This window comes from Acidocella sp. MX-AZ02 (assembly GCF_000306035.1).
GTDB lineage: Bacteria > Pseudomonadota > Alphaproteobacteria > Acetobacterales > Acetobacteraceae > Acidocella > Acidocella facilis.
In genome coordinates, this window is record NZ_JH976210.1 from 232,361 (window position 1) to 251,700 (window position 19,340).

Genomic DNA, 19,340 nt, shown 5'->3' on the forward strand with positions numbered 1-19,340 from the left:
ATAACGCGGCCCGGCTGTCACAAATCATAAATACGTCACACGCAGACTGGCCTGCCGGGATTACCACGCCGCTTCGGATTAACAGTCCGTAAGTTCGTCATATTGCAAAGCAGGTGAACCATGAATATCCGCCGGGCTCTTTTGTGCGCCTCCATGATGGTCTCGTCGATCACCCCCGCGGCGGCGCAGACCGCCAGCCTCGGCGCCACCGCGCCGGCCTCCGCCAGCGCCGCGACCCATTACACCGACACGCTACCGACCGCGACGCCGATCAAGCATCTGGTCATCATCTATGGCGAAAACGTCTCCTTCGACCATTATTTCGCCACCTACCCGAAGGCCGCCAACCCGGCCGGCGAGCCCGCCTTCCATGGCAGCCTGCACGGCCAGAAGGTTGATAATTTGGTCACTGCCAATCTGCTGAACAACAACCCGAACTTCACCAACAAGGAAAACGGCGCCGGTGCCGCCAACCCGTTCCGGCTGGACCGCACCCAGGCCGCCACCGCCGACCAGAACCACGCCTACAAGCCCGAGCAGGAAGCCTACGATAACGGCAAGATGGACCTGTTCCCCAAATATACCGGCAAGGCCAGCGCCGGCGGCGCCGGCGCCTTCGGCACCAAGGGCCAGGTGATGGGCTATTTCGACGGCAACACCGTCACCGCCCTCTGGAATTACGCCCAGCACTACGCGATGAGCGACAATGCCTGGACCGACACTTACGGCCCCTCCACCCCCGGCGCGCTGGCGGTGGTCTCCGGCCAGACCAACGGCGCGGTGCCGGTGGTCGGCACCTCCCCGAACCTGAACCCGGACGGGCAGGGCGGCTTCACCGATGATGGCGATATCGACCCCGCCTACGATGTCTGCTCCAGCAAGACCGTCACCTTCAAGATGGATGGCCAGAATATCGGCGATCTGCTGAACCAGAAGAAGATCACCTGGGGCGGCTTCATGGGCGGCTTCGATCTCGGCCTCACCAACCCCAACGGCACCACCGGCTGCAAGCGTTCCAGCTTCGCCACCGCGGTCGATGCCCCCACCGCGGACTATATCCCGCACCATAACTGGTTCCAGTATTACGCCTCCACCGCCAACTACACCCACGCCCGCCCGGCGGCGCTGGACGATATCGGCTACAGCTTCGCGCCCTCCGGCAGCCCCGATCCGGCCAACCATGAATATGATCTGAAGGATTTCGAGGCAGCGGTCAGCAAGGGTGTCTACCCGGCCGTCTCCTACCTGAAGCTGATCGCGGCCCAGGACGCCCATGCTGGCTATTCCGATCCGCTGGACGAGCAGGAGGGCGTGGTCAAGGTCATCAACTTCCTGATGCAGCAGCCGGATTGGAAGAACACCGCCATCATCATCACCTATGATGATTCCGATGGCTGGTACGACCATGCCTTCGTGACCCCGACCACCTCCTCCTTCAGCCCGATGGACGCGCTGAACGGCAAGAAGGTCTGCGGGTCCGGCACCGAGCCGATGGGCCTGGCCGGCAAGCCGGTGCACGGGCTCTGCGGCCCCGGCACGCGCATCCCCTTCATGGTGATCTCGCCCTACGCGAAGAAAGGCTTCATCGCCCATCAGCTGATCAACCAGGCTTCGGTGGTGAAATTCATCGAGGATAACTGGCTGGGCGGCGCGCGCCTGGGCGGCGGCTCCTTCGATGCCAATGCCGGCTCGATCATGGATATGTTCGATTTCAAGACCGCGCCGAAGGGAAGCGACGTGATGCTGCTGGATGCCGATACCGGCACCGCCGCGCACGCCGAATAACCATCACTGGGTGCCTGCGAGATGCGTCTCTGGTCTAGCCTGCTGCTTCTCGCAGCCCTTTGTCTCTGCATCTTCGCGGGATGGGTCCTCTCCGGCCCCTTCCCGCTGAGCGACTGGGCCTCCGCCCCGCTGGCCAGTTTCGCGCTGGCGCAGGGCCGGAACCCGGCCCCGATCCAGCTCGTCCGCCCGGTTGCGCCAGCGCAATATTCGGCCATGGCCCAGCTCGGCCAGAACCTGTTCTTCGATAAAAGTCTCTCCGCCTCCGGCCAGCTCTCCTGCGCCTCCTGCCACGACCCGCAAAACCATTACGGCCCGCCGAGCGCCAGCCCCGTGGTCTATGGCGGCCCGGAGATGAAAAGCCCCGGCCTGCGCGCCGTGCCCTCGCTGGATTATCTGAGCACCCAGGCGAATTTCTCCATCGGCCCGGAGCAGGGCGAGACCGACACCCCGGCCACCTTGCCGCAGCTCGCCGCGGCCGCCGCCACCGCCACCCGTGCCACCAAGACCGCGCAAAGCACCGCCAGCGCCGCCGCCAATCTCGTGCCGATGGGCGGGCTGTTCTGGGATGGCCGCGCCGATACGCTGATGGCGCAGGCGAAGGGCCCGCTCACCAGCCCCTTCGAGATGGATGGCGGCAGCGACGCCACCATCGCCGCCAAGCTGCAGGCCAGCCCCTACGCCGCGCAATTCACCGCCTTGTTCGGCGATGATATTTTCCAGAACCCCCGTTTCGTGGTTGCCGAGGCGCTGTTCGCGATCGCGCGCTATGAGATGGAGGACCAGGATTTCCATTCTTTCACCAGCAAATATGATTATTGGCTGGAAGGCAAAGCCCGCATGAGCCAGGCGGAAATGCGCGGCTACCAGCTGTTCAACGACCCGGCCAAGGGCGATTGCGCCGCCTGTCATCTTGATCAGCCCACACCCGACCATCGCCCGCCTCTGTTCACTGACACCCAGTACGAAGCACTCGGCGTGCCGCGCAACCCGCACATCCCGGCCAACGCCAACCAGGATTATTTCGATATGGGGCTGTGCGGGCCGATCCGCGAGGATTTGAAAAGCCTGACGCAATATTGCGGCATGTTCCTCACCCCGACGCTACGCAACAGCGCCACGCGGAAGGTGTTTTTCCATAACGGCGTCTACCATAATCTGCATGATGTGGTGGAGTTCTATAACCTACGCGATGTCGCGCCCGGCAGGATCTATCCCACCGGCCCCGACGGCAAGGTGGAAAAATTCAACGATCTGCCTGCGAAATATCAGGCGAATATCGACAGGACCGATCCGCCGCTGAACCGCGAGCTGGGCGACGCCCCGGCGCTGAGCGATGCGGAAGTGAATGATATCGTTGCGTTCCTGAAGACGCTGACGGATGGGTACAAGCCGAAGGGCGGGTAGCAAAAGTTTTTGGGGGTCTGGGGACTTTTTTCAAAAAGTCCCCAGAAACGTTTGGGGCGTTGGCACGTTCGTTGCCAACACCCCAAACGTTTTCGCCGCTTTTTTGAAAAAAAGCGGCACCAAAAAACTTTTAGTCCTCAGGCAGCCATTCTTCCAGCGTCACCTCAAACGTCATGCAGATCGGGTTGCCCCCGGCAATGAACGGCCCGCCATAGACTTGTCCCTGCGGGTCCGCCACCACGCCGGTCAGCGCCGCCTGCAGCCCGCCATCCTCCGTGCTGCGCACCTCACCCGCGAGACTGACAATCTCCACCGCCGGGCCCTTGATCAGCTGCGTGCCGCCATCGCGCAATCCCAGACACGCATCCACCAAACTCCCCAGCGCCCCGCGCACGAAGGCATTGCGAAACCCCTCGGCGAGGCAGAGCTTCTCCACCCCCTGCACCAGATCCTCATTCGGGGCGATGCGCGCATACGCCACCCGCCCCATCGCACCGCTTTCAGCAACGGCTTGGCTCATATCATTTGCTCCCTCAACGGCTTGAGAACGGAAATATTGATCTCCGGATCGAATGTCTGGCGCAGCTCGAAGCCTTCCAGCGAGGTCACCAGCACTGGAATCTGCCAGGGGCCGATGATCGTCTCCTCGGTGATGATATGCCCGCCTTGCACCGCGCCCGTGTCGGTGCGCATCGCCGCATGGCAATGCACCAGCGGCTTCCCCGCGGCATCGAACCCCAGCGTCGCGTTGCCGAAAACGATGTAGGTCTCTCCCAGCGGAATCGGCGTCGAGTAGGCAATCAACGCGCGCTTGCTCTTATCAGGCGGGGCGACGCAATATTCCAGCCGCGCCGCATAGCCGCCCAGAATCGTCATCGAGGCGCTGGTGATGCCAAGCTCAGCCAACGGCTTCACCAGCCCCTCATACAGGCTCAACCCCGGCGCCAGCGCCAGGCGTATATGGCGCCCATGCGTCGCGTGCTGGCTCTGAATCCGCACCGGGTTGAACGGCCCGGGATGGATCATCGTGCGTGCACGCGGCGCTGGGGTGTGTAGGCGCGCGGGGGCCATGCTCATCTCCTCATGCGGATACGGAAGACGGGGCATCCTGCGTCAGGCAGCCCCTGGCATAAAGCTCGTCGCGGACGATCTTCTTGGTGATCTTGCCATAGCCGGATTTCGGCAGCTCATCCCAGAAGAAAACCTGCTTGGGCATCTTGTAGCGGGCGATCTTGCCGTCCAGAAACGCCATCACCTCCGCTTCGCTGATGCTGGCGCCAGGGCGCGTCACCAGCACCGCCACGCCGACCTCGCCCCACATCCGGTCCGGCACGCCGACAATCGCCACCTCCGCCACCGCCGGATGGGTGAGCAGCAGCTCCTCCACCTCGCGCGGATACACATTGGAGCCGCCGGAAATATACATGTCCGAAGCGCGGCCGGTGATGAACAGAAACCCTTGCCGGTCGAGATGGCCGAGATCCCCGGTGCGAAACCAGCCATTGCGGAAAGCTTTCGCATTGGCCTCGGGATTATTGTAATAGCCGGCAAACACTGCGAGCCCGCAGACGCAGATTTCTCCGGTCTCGCCCGGCTGCATCTCCTTGCCCTGCTCGTCCTGAATGGAAACCTGCATGCCCGTGCGCTCGATGCCGCACGTGCCGATGCGCGCCCCCGCATGATCCTCCGGCTCGTGCAAGGAAGGCGGCAGCACGGTGATGTTACCGGTCACCTCGCCCAGCCCGAAATACTGCACCAGCACGCGGCCAAGTTTACGTAGGGCGAATTTCTGATCCTCCCGGTACATCGGCGCCCCGGCATAGATCACATAGCGCAGCGAGGAATGATCATGTTCATCCACCGCCTTATGCTCGGTCAGCAGCTTCACGATGGTCGGCACCGTGAACATGTTGGTGATCTTCCAGCGTGCCACCAGCTCCCAGACCTCGTCCGGGTCCAGTTTGTCGCTGGCGGGCAGCACGGTTTTCACCGCGCGGGCCACCTGCACCAGCTGATGAATCCCCGCCCCGTGCGAAAGCGGGGCCACCACCAGCGAGGCATCCTCATGCGTGGTGCCGGGCATCAGATCGCAAAGATGGTTGGTGATCACAAACCCCATCTGCCCATGCGTCAGTACCCCCGCCTTCGGCCGCCCGGTGGTGCCGGAAGTGAAGAAGAACCAGCACGGATCATCATAGGTGACATCCGCCAACGCGCAGGTCTGGCCGAGATGTTCAGCCACCAACGCTTCGTAGCTCTCGCCTCCCTCGCCAATGGTGATCAGATGCTTGAGCCCGCCTACCGCCTCCTGCACCGCCTGCGCGTGGGCGGGGAAGGCGTCCTGGCAGATCATCACGCTTGCGCCGCTGGCTTCCGCCAGGTAGGCCACCTCCGCCGGGCTTTGCCGGTAATTGGTCGGCACCCAGACCGCGCCGATGCGAAAACAGGCGAACATGGATTCGAAAAGCTGGTTGCAGTTCCTGGACTGCACCAGAATTCGGTCGCCTTTCACCACACCGCGCGCGGCCAGCGCCAGCGCCATCGCATCCACCCGCACCTCCAGCTGCGCCCAGGTCAGATGCTGCGCGCCATGCACGAAGCCGATTTCATCGCCATGCCGGCGCCCGGCCTGGCGCAGAAAATGCGAGAGATTCATCACCCGCTTGCTGCACGGCGCCACTCCACCGCGCGGCGCCGCCTCGATGGAGGACATCACATTCATTTCTGCCGCTCCAGAATCGAGACGTAATTGGCGACAGCGGCGCCGCCCATATTGAAAACCCCCGCCAACTCCGCCTTCGGCAGTTGCATCGCACCGGCTTGGCCGGTGAGCTGCATGGCGCTGATCACATGCATGGAAACGCCTGTGGCACCTACCGGATGGCCCTTGGCCTTCAACCCGCCGGAGCGGTTCACCGGCAGCCTACCGCCAGGCTGGGTCACGCCGTCCTTGATCACGCGCGCCCCCTGGCCGTGCGGGGCAAGACCCATCGCCTCATACTCGATCAGCTCGGCAATGGTGAAGCAATCATGCGTCTCCACGAAAGAGAGATCGCTGAGTGCCAGCTTCGCCTCCGCCAGCGCCCGGCTCCAGGCCGCGGCCCCGCCTTCAAAGCGTGTAGGGTCCCGGCGCGAGAGCGGCAGATAATCATTCACCTGCACGCCCGCACGGAATTTCACCGATTTCGCCATGGCGGCCGCGGTCTCTGCATCTGCCAGAATCAACGCCGCCGCGCCATCGCTGACCAACGAGCAATCCGTACGCTTCAACGGCCCCGCCACATACGGATTCTTCTCTGATTCCTGGCGGCAGAATTCAAAGCCGAGATCCTTGCGCATCTGTGCGTAGGGATTATCCACGCCATTCTTGTGGTTCTTCGCCGCGATCATCGCCAACGCGTCGGATTGGTCGCCGAAGCGCTGAAAATAATTCTCCGCGATGCGCCCGAACACACCGGCGAACCCACCGGGAATCTCACCCTCTTCCTTGCGGTAGGAGGCGCCCAACAGCACATCGCCAATCTGCGGGCCGGGTAGGGTGGTCATCTTCTCCACGCCGATCACCAACGCCAACCGCCCGCGCCTGGCGGCGATGAAATCGCGTGCCGCATAAAGTGCCGCGGAGCCCGAGGCGCAGGCATTCTCATAACGCGACGCCGGCTTGAAGCGCAGCCCCGGCACGCTCTGCATGCTCAGCGAGCTAGGAAAATCCTGTTTGGAAAAGCCGTTATTGAACAGACCGACAAACACGCCGTCAATCTCCTGCGCCTCCAGCCCGGCATCCGCGATCGCGGCCGCGGCCACACGCTCGATCAGGCTTTCAACATCGGGATCGGCCAGCTTTCCGAATTCCGTATGGGCCCAGCCCACAATGCACGAGTCTGACATGGTCTTGTTCACTTCTCGGTTTTTCTAATTCGCCGTCAATCTGCGGGCCTGCGCGACGATATTGGTCGCTCCCGCCGGGCGTTCCTGCAATTCGGTCAATTTCGCCACCTCCTGCTGCAGCAGTCGCACCAGGTAGGTGCGCCGATCCGGCTGCAGCCGGTTCTCGATCGCGGCGATGGACAGCGCGCCTTCGCATTGCCCATTGCGCTCCATCACCGCCACGCCGACCGCCCAGCTGCCGGCATAAAGCTGGCCAGGATTGAACGCATGCCCCTCAATGCGCGCCTCCTCCACGCGTTGGCGCAGCAGCGAGGGCGGAAAGCCCGGATAGCGCGCCTGCAACTCCTCGCTATTGCGCTCGATCAGCTCCTCGGCTTCATCGCAGGGCAGGGCGGCGAGAATGGCCAGGCTCCCGGCGCCTACGCCAAGCGGATGCCGGTCCCCCGCCTGCAACACGTAAGAGCGGATCGGAAAGCTCCCCTCTTCGCGATGCAGGCACACGCCATGCAGATCCCGCCGTATTGTCAGGAAGGCGGTATCTTCCGATGCAGCCGCCAGCCGTGCCAGGCTGGGCAGCGCCGCGCGGCGAAACCCATAGCGATCACCGGCAAGTGTTCCAATCACGTAGGCTTCCGGACCGAGATGATAAAGCCGGCTCGCCACATCCTGGGCGAGAAACCCCTCCTGCTCCAGCGCCTGCAGCAAACGATGCGCCGTCGGCTTGGTCAGGCCCGATCGCTCGACCACGTCCGCCAACCGAATCCCCCGCCCGGAATGGCTCGCCACCAGCCGCAGTACAGCCAGCGCGCGCTGCAGACTCTGCGTGCCGCCCCCCTCCTGCCGCGCGGGTCCAGCCTCCTTGGCGCGCCTCATCGGCAATGCCGCGTCTGATCGAGTTGTAAAATCAAATCCATATTGTGGACCTTTCCCTGAATCTGATTTTAGATATTTGCTTTTATAATGTCTATGTCTTATGTTTCCGCCAAATAATACACACGGGAGATTTTAAGTTTCACAATATGAACCTTTGAGCGAAAATGTCTCGGCGCCAGGGTTGGTTGGCGCATTAAATTTCGTCATGGTGATCTGACGACACGATCTTTCAAAAAATAAATGGAGGAAATGAGAATGATAAAATTGTCGCGCCGCGCCGCTGTTGCCGGTGCCGCCGCTCTGCCGCTGGTCTCGGTGATGTCGCGCCCGGCGCGCGCCGCGGATTTTTCCTATAAGCTGGCCACCAACCTGCCGCCGACCCATCCGCTGAATGTGCGAATCAGCGAAGCCCTGGCGAATATCAAGCAACAGACCGCCGGCAAGCTGGACATCACTCTGTTTCCCAACAGCACGCTGGGCACTGATCCGGTGATGCTCTCCGAAGTGCGCTCCGGCGCCATCCAGTTTTTTACCCTGTCGCCACTGATCCTATCCACGCTGGTGCCCGCCTCCGCCATCAACGGCGTAGGTTTTGCCTTCAAGGACGAGAAAACCGCCTTCGCCGCGATGGATGGCAAGCTGGGCGAGTATGTGCGCGGTGAAATTTCCAAGCGCGGCCTGATTGCCTTCGAAAACATCTTCGATAACGGCTTCCGCCAGATCACCACCAGCAACCGCCCCATCAACACCCCGGCGGATCTGAAAGCGCTGCGCATCCGGGTTCCGCCCGCCGCCCTCTGGACCTCGATGTTCAAGGATTTCGACGCCGCGCCGACGACGATCAGCTTCAACGAGGTCTATACCTCGCTGCAGACCAAGATTGTCGATGCGCAGGAAAACCCGCTCGCTATCATCAATTCCGCGAAGCTTTATGAGGTGCAAAAATATTGCTCCCTCACCAATCATATGTGGGACGGTTTCTGGCTGCTCGCCAACCCGGCGGCCTTCAACAAGCTGCCGGCGGATTTCCAGGCGATCGTGCGCAAGGAGCTCAACGCGGCGGCCTTGCGCCAGCGTGTGGATGTGGCGGCGCTGAATTCCAGCCTGCAGAGCAGCCTCGCCAAGCAAGGGCTGGTCTTCAACAATACCGATCCCGCCGCCTTCCGTGACGCGCTCGCGCAGGCCGGTTTCTATAAATACTGGAAAGGCCAGTTCGGCGCTCAGCCCTGGTCGCTGCTGGAAAGCTACACCGGACCGTTGGGATGAGCGGCCTGTCGCATATGCAGGCGCGCGCGCTGGAAGATAGCGGGCATTCCGTCTGGAAGATGGCGGAACGCTGGCTGCGGGTGGCGGTGGAAATTCCCGCCGCCATCCTCGCCCTGGTCGAGATTCTCATTCTCTCGGCCAGCGTCTTTTATCGCTTCGTGCTCGACAGCCCGCTGGTCTGGGCCGATGAGCTGGCGGGCATTTTGTTTCTCTGGCTGGCGATGCTGGGCGCGGTCATCGCGTTGCAGCGCGGCCAGCATATGCGCATGACCGCGATCGTCAATCGCGCCCCGCCCCGCGTCGCCGCCTTCCTCGAAGGCTTCGCGCTGGCGGCCACGTCCTTGTTCCTGTTGCTGATGATCCCGCCCTCCTGGAGCTACGCCAACAACCAGGCGCCGATCCTCTCGCCGGCACTCGGCCTGTCGGACATGATCCGCACCAGCGCCATCCCTGTCGCCGCGATGTTGATGCTGCTGCAGGCGGTCATCCGCCTGGGGCGCGGTAGCCTACGCGCGTTGGGGCTGGCGGTGGTGCTGTTAGGCGCCATCGCCGTCTTGCTATGGGCCGGGCAGTCATTGATCATCGGCATCGGCAACTGGAATCTTGTCTTGTTTTTCGTTGGCTTGCTCGGGCTTGGCGTGCTGGCGGGTGTGCCGGTCGGCTTCTCCTTCGGCATGGCGACGATCAGCTTCCTGCTCACCACCAACGCCGCCCCGCCCAGTGTCATGCTCAGCACCATGGATCAGGGCATGAGTTCGCTCATCCTGCTCGCGGTGCCTTTGTTCGTCTTCCTGGGCGGACTTTTGGAAATGTCCGGAATGGCGCGGGCGATGATCGCCTTCCTCACCGCCATTCTCGGCTCCGTGCGCGGCGGGCTGAGCTATGTTCTGCTCGGCGCCATCTATCTCGTCTCCGGCATTTCCGGCGCCAAGGCGGCGGACATGGCGGCGGTGGCGCCGGTCTTGTTTCCGGAGATGAAAAAGCGCGGCATGAATGAGGGCGAGATGGTCTCAGTTCTGGCCAGCGCGGCGGCGATGAGCGAGACCGTGCCGCCCTCAATCGTTCTCATCGCCATAGGCTCCGCCACGGGCGTTTCCATCGCGGCCTTGTTCGCCGGCGGCCTCATCCCCGCACTCGTGCTGGCCCTGGCGCTCGGCGTCATCGCCTGGTGGCGCTCAGGCGGCGACAAGCCGGAGATGGCCGAAAAAATCCCCAACAAGGAAAAGCTCCGCCGCTTCTGGGTGGCGCTGCCGGCACTCGCTCTGCCCTTCGTCATCCGTTTCGCGGTGGTGGATGGTGTTGCCACGGCAACGGAGGTTTCCACCATCGGCATCGCCTACGCGGTGCTGGTCGGGATCTTCGTCTATCGCAGTTTCGACTGGCGGCGCATCTATCCGCTGCTGATCGAAACCGCCTCGCTCAGCGGCGCCATCCTGTTCATCATCGGCGCCGCCAGCGCGATGGGCTGGGCGCTGACGCAATCGGGTTTCTCGCAGAGTTTGACAGTGGCGATGCAGGCGGTGCCGGGTGGGCGCGTTGGCTTCATGGTCGTCTCCATCCTCGCCTTCCTGGTGCTGGGCAGCGTGCTGGAGGGGATTCCCGCCGTGGTGCTGTTCGGGCCGCTGCTGTTTCCCGTCGCGCAATCCATCGGCGTGAATGAGGTGCATTACGCCATCACCATCGTGCTGGCGATGGGGCTGGGGCTGTTCTCCCCGCCCTTCGGCGTTGGCTATTATGCCGCCTGCGCCATCGGAAAAATCAATCCTGACGCCGGGCTGCGGCGCATCTGGCCTTATATGGGCGCGCTGCTCGTCGGCATCGTCATCGTCGCCATGGTGCCATGGTTGACCACCTGTCTCATCGGAGCAAATTGAATATGGCTGGAATGTTGCAAGGAAAAATCGCGCTGGTCACGGGCGGGCTCTCGGGCATCGGCCTTGCCATCGCCGAGCGTTTCGTGCGCGAAGGCGCGCAGGTCATCGCCGCTGATCTCAGCACGGAGGCCACCGAACTCGATGACTCGAACATGGCGCCGCTGCAGATGAATGTCGCGGATGAGGCCAGCACGCAAAGCGGCATCGACAAGATCATCGCCAAATATGGCCGGCTGGATTGCGTGGTGAACTCCGCCGGCATTGGCAATGACATTCCCTTCCTCGACACCCCGCTGGAGCTGTTTGACAAGATCATCGCGGTCAATCTGCGCGGCACCTTCATCGTCGGCCAGGCGGCGGCGCGGGCGATGGTGAAAACTGGCGGTGGTGCCATCTGCAACATTGCCAGCGTCTCGGGCATGACCGGCAATGTCGGCCGCTCCGCCTACGGCGCCTCGAAAGGCGGCGTGGTGGTGTTGAGCAAGGTGATGGCGGTGGATCTGGCGGCGCAGAATGTGCGCGTCAACGTGCTCTCCCCCGGCCCGGTGGAAACCCCGCTGGTGGCCAAGATGCATAATGATTTCATCCGCAAGCGCTGGATCGAGCGCACCCCGATGGCGCGCTATGCCAGCCCGGAGGAAATGACCGGCGGCGCGGTCTTCCTGTGCTCGGACGATGCCGGCTACGTCACCGGCCATGTGCTCGCCATCGATGGCGGCATGATGGGCTCCGGCCTCACCGCCGCCTGAATCGCATAAGTTTTTGGGTTTGTGGGGACTTTTTTCAAAAAGTCCCCACAAAACCCGTCAAACTTCCTCGCAGGAGAAGCGCACCACCGACCGGATCGACTTCCCCTCATGCATGAGATCGAACGCCTGATTGATCTCCGCCAGCCCCATCCTATGCGTCACAAACGGCGCCAGCTGGATCTTGCCTTCCATCGCCTCCTCCACCATTCCCGGCAGCTGCGAGCGCCCCTTCACCCCGCCAAAGGCCGTGCCCAGCCAGCGCCGCCCGGTGACGAGCTGGAAGGGCCGGGTGGAAATCTCCTGTCCGGCCCCGGCCACGCCGATGATCACCGACTGCCCCCAGCCGCGATGCGCGCATTCCAGCGCCGCCCGCATCACATTCACATTGCCGATGCACTCGAAGCTGTGATCCACCCCCCAGCCGGTCATCTCGATGATCACCTGCTGGATCGGCTTGTCATGATCCTTCGGGTTCACGCAGTCAGTGGCGCCGAACTGTTTCGCCAGCTCGAACTTGCCGGGATTCATGTCGATGGCGATGATGCGCCCGGCCTTGGCCAGCTTCGCGCCCTGGATCACCGCCAGCCCGATGCCGCCCAGCCCGAACACCGCGACAGAATCGCCCTCCTGCACCTTGGCGGTATTCTTCACCGCCCCCAGCCCGGTGGTGACACCGCAGCCCAGCAGGCAGACCTGCTCGGGATTGGCGCCGGGGTTGATCTTGGCCAGTGAAACCTCGGCGACGACGGTATATTCGCTGAAGGTCGAGCAGCCCATATAATGATAGATCGGCTGGCCATTATAGCTGAAGCGCGTGGTGCCATCCGGCATCACCCCCTTGCCCTGGGTGGCGCGCACCGCGGTGCAGAGATTGGTCTTGCCGCTCTTGCAAAACAGGCACTCCCCACATTCAGCGGTGTAAAGCGGGATCACATGGTCGCCCGGCGCCACGCTGGTCACACCTTCGCCGACCTCGACCACAATCCCCGCCCCCTCATGCCCCAGCACGGCCGGAAACAGCCCTTCCGGATCTTCGCCGGAGAGGGTGAAGGCATCGGTATGGCAGACGCCGGTATGGGTGATCTTCACCAGCACCTCGCCGGCCTTGGGCGGGGCGACGTCGATTTCCACGATCTGCAGAGGCTGTCCGGCGGCAAAGGCGACGGCGGCGCGGGATTTCATCGGCGGGGATCCTTCCGGGTTTCTAGCGGAGATAAGAGCGCAGCAGGGCCATCACGGGCTCCGGCGGTTCAGGCGGCGGGTCGCCAAGGGCCGCGAATTCCTCGCGCAGATGGCTCTCCAGCACGCTCACCATGATGCCATTCACCGCCCCGCGCACGGCGGCGAGCTGTTGCAGGATGGGCGCGCACTCCGCCCCCTCCTCCAGCGCGCCCGCCAGCGCCGTCATCTGCCCCTGAACGCGGCGGATGCGGGCGAGAATTTTGCGCTTTTCCTCAGGGTGGTGCGGCATGGCGCGCTACCCTAATATACTCCGGGTGAGTATGTCGAGGGGTCAGCCGCCGAAGCGCCCCACCGGCACGCCCGCCACCTCCGCCTGGGCCTGGAACAGCCCGCCCGCGCCCGGAGCCGCCGCCAGCTGCGCCTCGGACAATCCATGGCGCAGCGAGGTGAGGAACAAGGTTTTCATATCCGGCCCGCCGAAGCAGGGCATGGTGGGGGCGGGGACGGGGGCGGCTAGGCTCTGCACCAGCCCCCCCTCACGCGTCAGCACATTCAGCCGCCCGGCCGAAACCCCGGCGCTCCAATAATGCCCCTGCACATCCATCGCCGCGCCATCGGGTCGGCCGGTCTCGTCTTCGAACTCCCGCAGCCGGACGCCATTGCGCAGCGCCCCGTCCGCCGGATCGAAATCATAAACATCCAGCTTGCGGGCGCGCGAATCGGAATGGAACAGCACCCGCCCATCCGCGGACCAGGCCAGCCCGTTGGAGGTGACGAGCCCTTCCACCCGGCATTCCACCCGCCCCTCCGGCGTGACGCGATACAGGGCGCCAATCGGCTCCTTCGCCGGCGTGTCATCCATGGTGCCGACCCAGAAAGCGCCATCCGGGCCGATCTTGCCGTCATTGGCGCGGGTGCGCGGGTCTGGCGGCAGCCGCGCCAGCACGCTTTGCGCGCCGCTATCGCGCTCCAGCAGAATGATGTCGTGCCGGCAGGCCACCACCAGCGCCTCGCCTTGCGCCAGGCCGAAACTCCCCACCGGCCCCGGCAATTGCCAAACCCGCCGCGCCCCGCTGCCCAGCGTCAGCTCATGGATCAACCCTTCCGGAATGTCGCACCAGAGCAGCGCCTGGCGCCGCGCATCCCAGACCGGGCTTTCCGTGAGCGTGCCTTGTGTGCCGGGCAGGGGGGCGAAGCGTGAAATCAATGCGAGAACACCTTTTGCGGTAGCCCGGCGAGCCGGACCAGATTGACGGATAGCTGCACACCGAAAATCAACGCATTGGGTGTGGCGCTGGCCTGTTTCGGATGAGCGAGGTTATCCGGGTTTAGCACATATTGCACATTCGGCAGCACCCGCAGCCAGTCATTCGCCTGGATGCCGTAATTGACCTCGAAAATATATTCATTCGCCGCCGGGGTGCCGCTGCCGCCGGCCAGGGCGCGCTCCTGCTTCAGGTAGGTCAGCTCGCGCCCGCCGAAATGCATTACCGTGCCAAGCAGGCCGATCGTATCATAAGGCCGGCTGGCGAAGGGCCCGGTATAGAGCGCGCCGACATCCCCGCCCCACTGGATTTCCTCAGGCGTATCCAGGCTATGGGTGAAGCCGCCGAAAATCCGCAGATTGCGGGTGCTGGAGAGATCCGGCCGATAGACCACCTGGTTGAAGAAGGCATAGACCCCGGTGCGGCCCCAATGCGTCGCCGCCTTGCCGCCGGCGCTGGCCAAAGGCTGGCCGGCTGTATTGTAGGCGGGGTCGTTATATTTCGAGCTGTCCCAGTAGCCGCCCAACTGAATCGCGGTGGGGTAGGCGCTCTGCTGGAAATTCGTCGTGTAATCCAGCTCCACCGGCACCACCACGCCGGTATCGTTCTGCAAGGTGAAATTCAGATCATTCCGGCCATAGGCGGATTGTTTCGGATTCACCTCGGAGGTGCCGATCATCAGGTTGAGCGTGCGGTTGAGCTTGATCGTGGTGCGCTGCCCCCAGGTCGCGTACGGGTAGGCGACCAGCCCGACGGCGCGGAACATCGAATCGACATGGCCGCAAAAAGCGTTGGTCATGAAATTGCAGTTGATCGGCGAGGTGCCGAAAATCGCATCATTCATCCGCCCGGCGATGATATCCAGCCGCCCCTGCAGCAGGCTCTGGTCCCAGGTCAGTTCGGAAAGCCTGATCCCCTGGCCGCCATAAATCTGGTTGGCGAGCACGTTGTTGCCCACCGTGTCGATGGAAATATCCCGCCCGGTGCGCCCGGTGACGGTGACATGCAGCGCCCCGCCGGGAATCCCCGCCAGCGTCTGCATATTGATATCCGCGCCGAGATTGAGCTCATCGGCATAATCCGCCCCTTGCTTATGGCCGCCGCTGACATTCCCCGCCGCGTCGCCCGTGTAGTTCGAGCGCAGATAAATGCCGTTATTCAGCAATCTCTGCCCGAGCTTCGCCAGCGTGCTGTTGGGGTTGGCGGGGGTGAAATTACCCGGCCCCGGCACCTGGGCCGCGGCACTGGCGGCGGTGAGCGCCCAGGCGGCCAGCGTACCCGCCTTCAAGGCTTTGCGTGAAACGCGTTTCATCTTGTCTGCTCCCTCGGATCGTTTTTCGTCGCGCCATCGCGCGGGGCGCTTAATTCGTAGCGCTACGAAATTGGCTATCACTTTCAAAACGGCCTGTCCAGCGAAGAAGATTGACAAAAATATATGAAAAAAACAGACAAGACTCTGACGTATTCCGGCGTTTCCCCGACGTCGATTTGGTTTGACGAGCAAAAATAATAGCGCTACGAAGTTGCCCAGAACAAACGGCTTGCTGGCCAGGACAGGCTGTGCCGGCAGGCTGAGGGGGAAACATAATGACTCAGACAGAGATGGCCGGGATGGCGGCCTCGCACCGGAAAATGATCCGCTACGCCATCGCGCTCGGCGCGTTGGGATTCCTGCTGTTCGGCTACGATACCGGCGTCATCGCCGGGGCGTTGCTGTTCATCAAAAAGGAAATGGCGCTGACCCCGGCGATGACCGCCTGGGTGGTCAGCATCCTGCTCGCCGGTGCCACGCTGGGGGCGATCGGCTCCGGCATGCTGGTGGAACGCTTCGGCCATCGCCGGTTGCTGATCGCGGCGGGGGTGTTGTTCACCTTCGGCGCGCTGGGCGCGGCACTCAGCACCGGCTTTGAAATGCTGGTGGCGGCACGGTTTTTCATCGGCCTCGCGGTCGGCGCGGCCTCGGCGCAGGTGATGCTCTATGTCAGCGAAATCGCCCCGGCGGAGGCGCGCGGCCAGCTCGCCACGCTGGCGCCGATGACCGGCACCACCGGCATCCTGATCTCCTATTTCGTCGATTATGGCTTTTCCGCCGATGGCGCCTGGCGCTGGATGTTCGGCGTCGCGGTGATCCCGTCGCTGCTGCTGATCATCGGCATGTGTTTCGCGCCGGATTCGCCGCGCTGGCTTGCCCATCGTGGCCGCTTTGATGAAGCGCTGGCGGTGCTGCGCCAATCCCGCCCGCCCGAGCGCGCCGCGCAGGAGCTGGCCGAGATCCGCAAAGTGGCCCACACCAGCAGCCATGTCGGGCTGGCGGCTTTGTTCTCTGACCGCGCCTTGCTCGGCCCGCTGGCGGTGGCCTGCGCGCTGGCGGTGCTGCAGCAGATCGTCGGCATCAACACCGTGATCTATTACGCCCCGACGATTTTGAAGAATATCGGCTTCGGCGCCTCAAGCGCCATTCTCACCACCGCCTGCCTGCAATTTTTGGCGATCCTGGCAACCCTCACCGCCTCGCGCCTGGTGGACAAGGCTGGCCGGCGGCCGCTGCTCATCGCCGGCGCCATCGTGATGGGGATGAGCCTGGCCGCCATTGGCATCATCATGCAAACCGCGCTCGCCTTCACGCTCGCCGGCCATGTCATCGCCGTCACCGCGCTGGCGGTGTACAAGATGGCCTTCTCCTTCAGCTGGGGCCCGCTGGTCTGGGTGATCATGCCGGAAGTGCTGCCGCTGCGTGCCCGCGGGGCTGGCATGGGGGTTTCCACGCTCTGCAACTGGGCCTCGAATTTCGCTGTCTCCTTCTCCTTTCCGCTGCTGCTGGCGACGAGTTCGCTGCTGGTGTTCGGCGTGTTCATCGGCGGCTGCGTGCTGGCCCTGCTGTTCACCATCTTCATTCTGAAGGAGACCGCGCGCAAGAGCCTCGAGCGCATCGAGATGGAGGATGAGTTGCTGGGCGAGGCGATCCCCAGCATCGCGCATCATTGAACGGCTGAAGGATATTTGTTTTGCTGAAACTTGACCATGACGCCTCTGGATTTTCGCTTTCTGGCGCGGCGGGCCTGCTGTTCGCCCACCGGCCGGGGGCGCCTTGCCTGTTCGTCGGGCGCGGCCAGCCGGAGATCGCCTGCTATCGCGGCAATTTCAAGATCGAGGATTATGTCAGCGAACGTCAGGCGCTGAGCCATTGTGTCGTGCGCGAAGTTTCGGGCCGCATCGTCGCGGATTTCGCCCCAGGCGCCCACGCCGCCGCACTGCTCTCGCTCAGCTTCGAAATCACCAAGGACCAGGCCCGCATCGCCTTCACCGCGCATGACGAAACGCTGAACCGCATCTGGCTCCGCCTGCCGGCGCGGCTCGGCGAAAAGCTCTGGGGTGGGGGCGAGCAGATGTCCTATTTCGACATGAAGGGCCGGCATTTCCCGCTCTTCACCTCCGAACCCGGCGTCGGCCGCGACAAGACCAGCCCGATCACCTTCCAGGCCGATGTCACCGGCCAGGCCGGCGGGGATTACTACAACACCAACTACCCGCAGCCAACTTTTCTCTCCTCGCGCCGCTACGCCGCGCATCTGCAGACCACCGCCTATTGCGCCTTCGATTTCCGGCACGCGGAGTTCCACGAGCTGGAAGCCTGGGCGATTCCCGAGAGCGTGGAGTTTTTCGAAAGCCCGACCTATATCGGTCTGGTCCGCCAGATGGCGCAGCGCTTCGGCCAGCCGCCCGCCCTGCCGGACTGGGTGCATGACGGCGCCATTCTCGGCCTGAAAGAGGGCGAGAAAAGCTTCACCCGGATGAATGCGTTTGCCGAGGCCGGCGCCAAGATCGTCGGGCTCTGGTGCGAGGATTGGTGCGGCGTGCGCGAAACCAGCTTCGGCACCCGGCTGTTCTGGGACTGGCGGGCGAATGACAAGCGCTATCCCGGCCTGCGCGAAAAAATCGCGGCGCTGCGCGAGCAGGGCGTGCGCTTCCTCGGCTATATCAACCCCTACCTCGCCGTGGATGGCATGCTCTATCCCGAGGCGAAGGCGCATAACTATCTCGTGCGCAACGCCGAAGGCGCCGTGTATGTCATGGATTTCGGCGAATTCGATTGCGGCATCCTGGATTTCACCAATCCGCAGGCGGCGGACTGGTTCGCCGACAAGGTGATCGGCAATGAGATGCTGGATCTCGGTCTTGGCGGCTGGATGGCGGATTTCGGCGAATATCTGCCGACGGATGCGGTGCTGGCCAGTGGCCTGCCGGGGTTGGAGGCGCATAATCTCTGGCCGGTGCTATGGGCGCAGGTGAATGAAAAAGCCCTTGCCCTGCGCGGCAAAACCGATGAGGTGCTGTTCTTCATGCGTGCCGGCTTCACCGGCATCCAGGCGCATAACCGGCTGCTCTGGGCGGGCGATCAATGCGTGGATTTCTCCCGGCATGACGGGCTGCAGACGGTGATCTGCGGCGCGCTCTCCTCTGGCCTGCTCGGCAACCCGTATCATCACAGCGATATTGGTGGCTATACCAGCCTGTTCGGCAATGTGCGCGATGCGGATCTGCTGATGCGCTGGAGCGAAATGGCGGCCTTCACCGCGGTGATGCGCAGCCATGAGGGCAACCGTCCGCGAGAAAATCTACAGATTGACGAAGACGCGCAGGTGCTGGCGCATTTCGTCCGGATGACGCGGATCTTCGCCGCATTGGCGCCTTATCGCCGCGCCGTCGCGGCCGAGGCAGGGCTGCCGATGCAGCGTCCGCTCTTCCTGCATTTCGAGGATGACCCGGCCTATTATGAAAGCCAGACCAGCTATCTGCTGGGTGAGGATCTGTTGGTGGCCCCGGTGATCAGCGCGCAGAGTTTCACGATGGATGTCTATCTGCCGAAGGGCGCGGACTGGGTGCATCTCTGGTCCGGCAGCCGCCATGTGGGGGGGCAAACCGTCAGCGTCGCCACACCCTACGGCGAGCCGCCGGTCTATTACCGCGCGGGCAGCGCGCACGAACCGCTCTTCGGCACCTGCGCGAAGTTATAAAAGTTTTTTGGCGCCGCTTTTTTTCAAAAAAGCGGCGAA

16 protein-coding genes are annotated in these 19,340 nt (G+C 63.3%); 7 read left to right on the forward strand and 9 right to left on the reverse strand.

Features of this window, described 5'->3' with window-relative positions; genetic code table 11:
• The first annotated feature begins 120 nt into the window (after nt 1-120).
• Nucleotides 121-1,785, forward strand: a complete 1,665-nt coding sequence (locus MXAZACID_RS15700) for a phospholipase C (RefSeq protein ID WP_008495485.1) — start codon at nt 121-123, stop codon at nt 1,783-1,785.
• Between the two features lie 21 nt (nt 1,786-1,806).
• Entirely contained in the window at nt 1,807-3,189 is a 1,383-nt protein-coding gene (locus MXAZACID_RS15705) for a cytochrome-c peroxidase (RefSeq protein ID WP_008495487.1), read from the forward strand.
• Nucleotides 3,190-3,319: 130 nt separating this feature from the next.
• Here MXAZACID_RS15705 and MXAZACID_RS15710 read toward each other — a convergent pair whose 3' ends face one another.
• From MXAZACID_RS15710 to MXAZACID_RS15730, 5 genes are read right to left on the reverse strand one after another with little or no spacing between them, the layout of a single operon-like run.
• Complete coding sequence (locus MXAZACID_RS15710; RefSeq protein WP_039885575.1) at nt 3,320-3,709, reverse strand: PPC domain-containing DNA-binding protein; 390 nt, start codon at nt 3,707-3,709, stop codon at nt 3,320-3,322.
• Complete coding sequence (locus MXAZACID_RS15715) at nt 3,706-4,260, reverse strand: PPC domain-containing DNA-binding protein (protein ID WP_039885670.1); 555 nt, start codon at nt 4,258-4,260, stop codon at nt 3,706-3,708. Before MXAZACID_RS15715 ends, MXAZACID_RS15710 begins: the two co-directional genes overlap by 4 nt.
• Before the next feature lie 10 nt (nt 4,261-4,270).
• Complete coding sequence (locus tag MXAZACID_RS15720) at nt 4,271-5,911, reverse strand: acyl-CoA synthetase (protein ID WP_008495490.1); 1,641 nt, start codon at nt 5,909-5,911, stop codon at nt 4,271-4,273.
• Entirely contained in the window at nt 5,908-7,077 is a 1,170-nt protein-coding gene (locus MXAZACID_RS15725; RefSeq protein WP_008495491.1) for an acetyl-CoA acetyltransferase, read from the reverse strand. Before MXAZACID_RS15725 ends, MXAZACID_RS15720 begins: the two co-directional genes overlap by 4 nt.
• Nucleotides 7,078-7,101: 24 nt before the next feature.
• Entirely contained in the window at nt 7,102-7,950 is an 849-nt protein-coding gene (locus MXAZACID_RS15730; RefSeq protein ID WP_008495492.1) for an IclR family transcriptional regulator, read from the reverse strand.
• Nucleotides 7,951-8,205: 255 nt separating this feature from the next.
• Here MXAZACID_RS15730 and MXAZACID_RS15735 point away from each other — a divergent pair, with 255 nt between their 5' ends.
• Genes MXAZACID_RS15735 through MXAZACID_RS15745 form a run of 3 tightly spaced genes read left to right on the forward strand, consistent with a single transcriptional unit; the run spans nt 8,206 to nt 11,839 of the window.
• The gene (locus MXAZACID_RS15735) at nt 8,206-9,216 is read left to right on the forward strand and encodes a TRAP transporter substrate-binding protein (RefSeq protein ID WP_008495493.1); all 1,011 of its coding nucleotides are present in this window, start codon (nt 8,206-8,208) and stop codon (nt 9,214-9,216) included.
• The gene (locus MXAZACID_RS15740) at nt 9,213-11,090 is read left to right on the forward strand and encodes a TRAP transporter large permease subunit (protein WP_008495494.1); all 1,878 of its coding nucleotides are present in this window, start codon (nt 9,213-9,215) and stop codon (nt 11,088-11,090) included. Before MXAZACID_RS15735 ends, MXAZACID_RS15740 begins: the two co-directional genes overlap by 4 nt.
• 11 nt (nt 11,091-11,101) lie before the next feature.
• Complete coding sequence (locus tag MXAZACID_RS15745) at nt 11,102-11,839, forward strand: SDR family NAD(P)-dependent oxidoreductase (RefSeq protein ID WP_008495495.1); 738 nt, start codon at nt 11,102-11,104, stop codon at nt 11,837-11,839.
• Nucleotides 11,840-11,896: 57 nt separating this feature from the next.
• Here the strand turns inward: MXAZACID_RS15745 and MXAZACID_RS15750 are convergent, their stop codons facing one another.
• From MXAZACID_RS15750 to MXAZACID_RS15765, 4 genes are read right to left on the reverse strand one after another with little or no spacing between them, the layout of a single operon-like run.
• The gene (locus MXAZACID_RS15750) at nt 11,897-13,021 is read right to left on the reverse strand and encodes an S-(hydroxymethyl)glutathione dehydrogenase/class III alcohol dehydrogenase (protein ID WP_008495496.1); all 1,125 of its coding nucleotides are present in this window, start codon (nt 13,019-13,021) and stop codon (nt 11,897-11,899) included.
• A gap of 22 nt (nt 13,022-13,043) precedes the next feature.
• The gene (locus MXAZACID_RS15755) at nt 13,044-13,310 is read right to left on the reverse strand and encodes a metal-sensing transcriptional repressor (protein ID WP_008495497.1); all 267 of its coding nucleotides are present in this window, start codon (nt 13,308-13,310) and stop codon (nt 13,044-13,046) included.
• Nucleotides 13,311-13,352: 42 nt separating this feature from the next.
• A complete protein-coding gene (locus MXAZACID_RS15760) occupies nt 13,353-14,228 on the reverse strand; it encodes an SMP-30/gluconolactonase/LRE family protein (protein WP_008495499.1) in 876 nt (291 codons plus the stop codon).
• Nucleotides 14,225-15,598, reverse strand: a complete 1,374-nt coding sequence (locus tag MXAZACID_RS15765) for a carbohydrate porin (protein ID WP_008495500.1) — start codon at nt 15,596-15,598, stop codon at nt 14,225-14,227. The genes MXAZACID_RS15760 and MXAZACID_RS15765 overlap by 4 nt, the downstream gene beginning before the upstream one ends.
• Nucleotides 15,599-15,873: 275 nt before the next feature.
• Here MXAZACID_RS15765 and MXAZACID_RS15770 point away from each other — a divergent pair, with 275 nt between their 5' ends.
• Nucleotides 15,874-17,271, forward strand: a complete 1,398-nt coding sequence (locus tag MXAZACID_RS15770; protein ID WP_083878842.1) for a sugar porter family MFS transporter — start codon at nt 15,874-15,876, stop codon at nt 17,269-17,271.
• Nucleotides 17,272-17,291: 20 nt separating this feature from the next.
• Entirely contained in the window at nt 17,292-19,301 is a 2,010-nt protein-coding gene (locus MXAZACID_RS15775; RefSeq protein WP_008495502.1) for an alpha-glucosidase, read from the forward strand.
• Nucleotides 19,302-19,340: the final 39 nt, after the last annotated feature.

Coding starts and splice junctions, on each gene's coding strand:
- MXAZACID_RS15700 (WP_008495485.1), top strand. CDS start 121: ATGAATATCCGCCGGGCTCTTTTGTGCGCCTCCATGATGGTCTCGTCG.
- MXAZACID_RS15705 (WP_008495487.1), top strand. CDS start 1,807: ATGCGTCTCTGGTCTAGCCTGCTGCTTCTCGCAGCCCTTTGTCTCTGC.
- MXAZACID_RS15710 (WP_039885575.1), bottom strand. CDS start 3,709: ATGAGCCAAGCCGTTGCTGAAAGCGGTGCGATGGGGCGGGTGGCGTAT.
- MXAZACID_RS15715 (WP_039885670.1), bottom strand. CDS start 4,260: ATGGCCCCCGCGCGCCTACACACCCCAGCGCCGCGTGCACGCACGATG.
- MXAZACID_RS15720 (WP_008495490.1), bottom strand. CDS start 5,911: ATGAATGTGATGTCCTCCATCGAGGCGGCGCCGCGCGGTGGAGTGGCG.
- MXAZACID_RS15725 (WP_008495491.1), bottom strand. CDS start 7,077: ATGTCAGACTCGTGCATTGTGGGCTGGGCCCATACGGAATTCGGAAAG.
- MXAZACID_RS15730 (WP_008495492.1), bottom strand. CDS start 7,950: ATGAGGCGCGCCAAGGAGGCTGGACCCGCGCGGCAGGAGGGGGGCGGC.
- MXAZACID_RS15735 (WP_008495493.1), top strand. CDS start 8,206: ATGATAAAATTGTCGCGCCGCGCCGCTGTTGCCGGTGCCGCCGCTCTG.
- MXAZACID_RS15740 (WP_008495494.1), top strand. CDS start 9,213: ATGAGCGGCCTGTCGCATATGCAGGCGCGCGCGCTGGAAGATAGCGGG.
- MXAZACID_RS15745 (WP_008495495.1), top strand. CDS start 11,102: ATGTTGCAAGGAAAAATCGCGCTGGTCACGGGCGGGCTCTCGGGCATC.
- MXAZACID_RS15750 (WP_008495496.1), bottom strand. CDS start 13,021: ATGAAATCCCGCGCCGCCGTCGCCTTTGCCGCCGGACAGCCTCTGCAG.
- MXAZACID_RS15755 (WP_008495497.1), bottom strand. CDS start 13,310: ATGCCGCACCACCCTGAGGAAAAGCGCAAAATTCTCGCCCGCATCCGC.
- MXAZACID_RS15765 (WP_008495500.1), bottom strand. CDS start 15,598: ATGAAACGCGTTTCACGCAAAGCCTTGAAGGCGGGTACGCTGGCCGCC.
- MXAZACID_RS15770 (WP_083878842.1), top strand. CDS start 15,874: ATGACTCAGACAGAGATGGCCGGGATGGCGGCCTCGCACCGGAAAATG.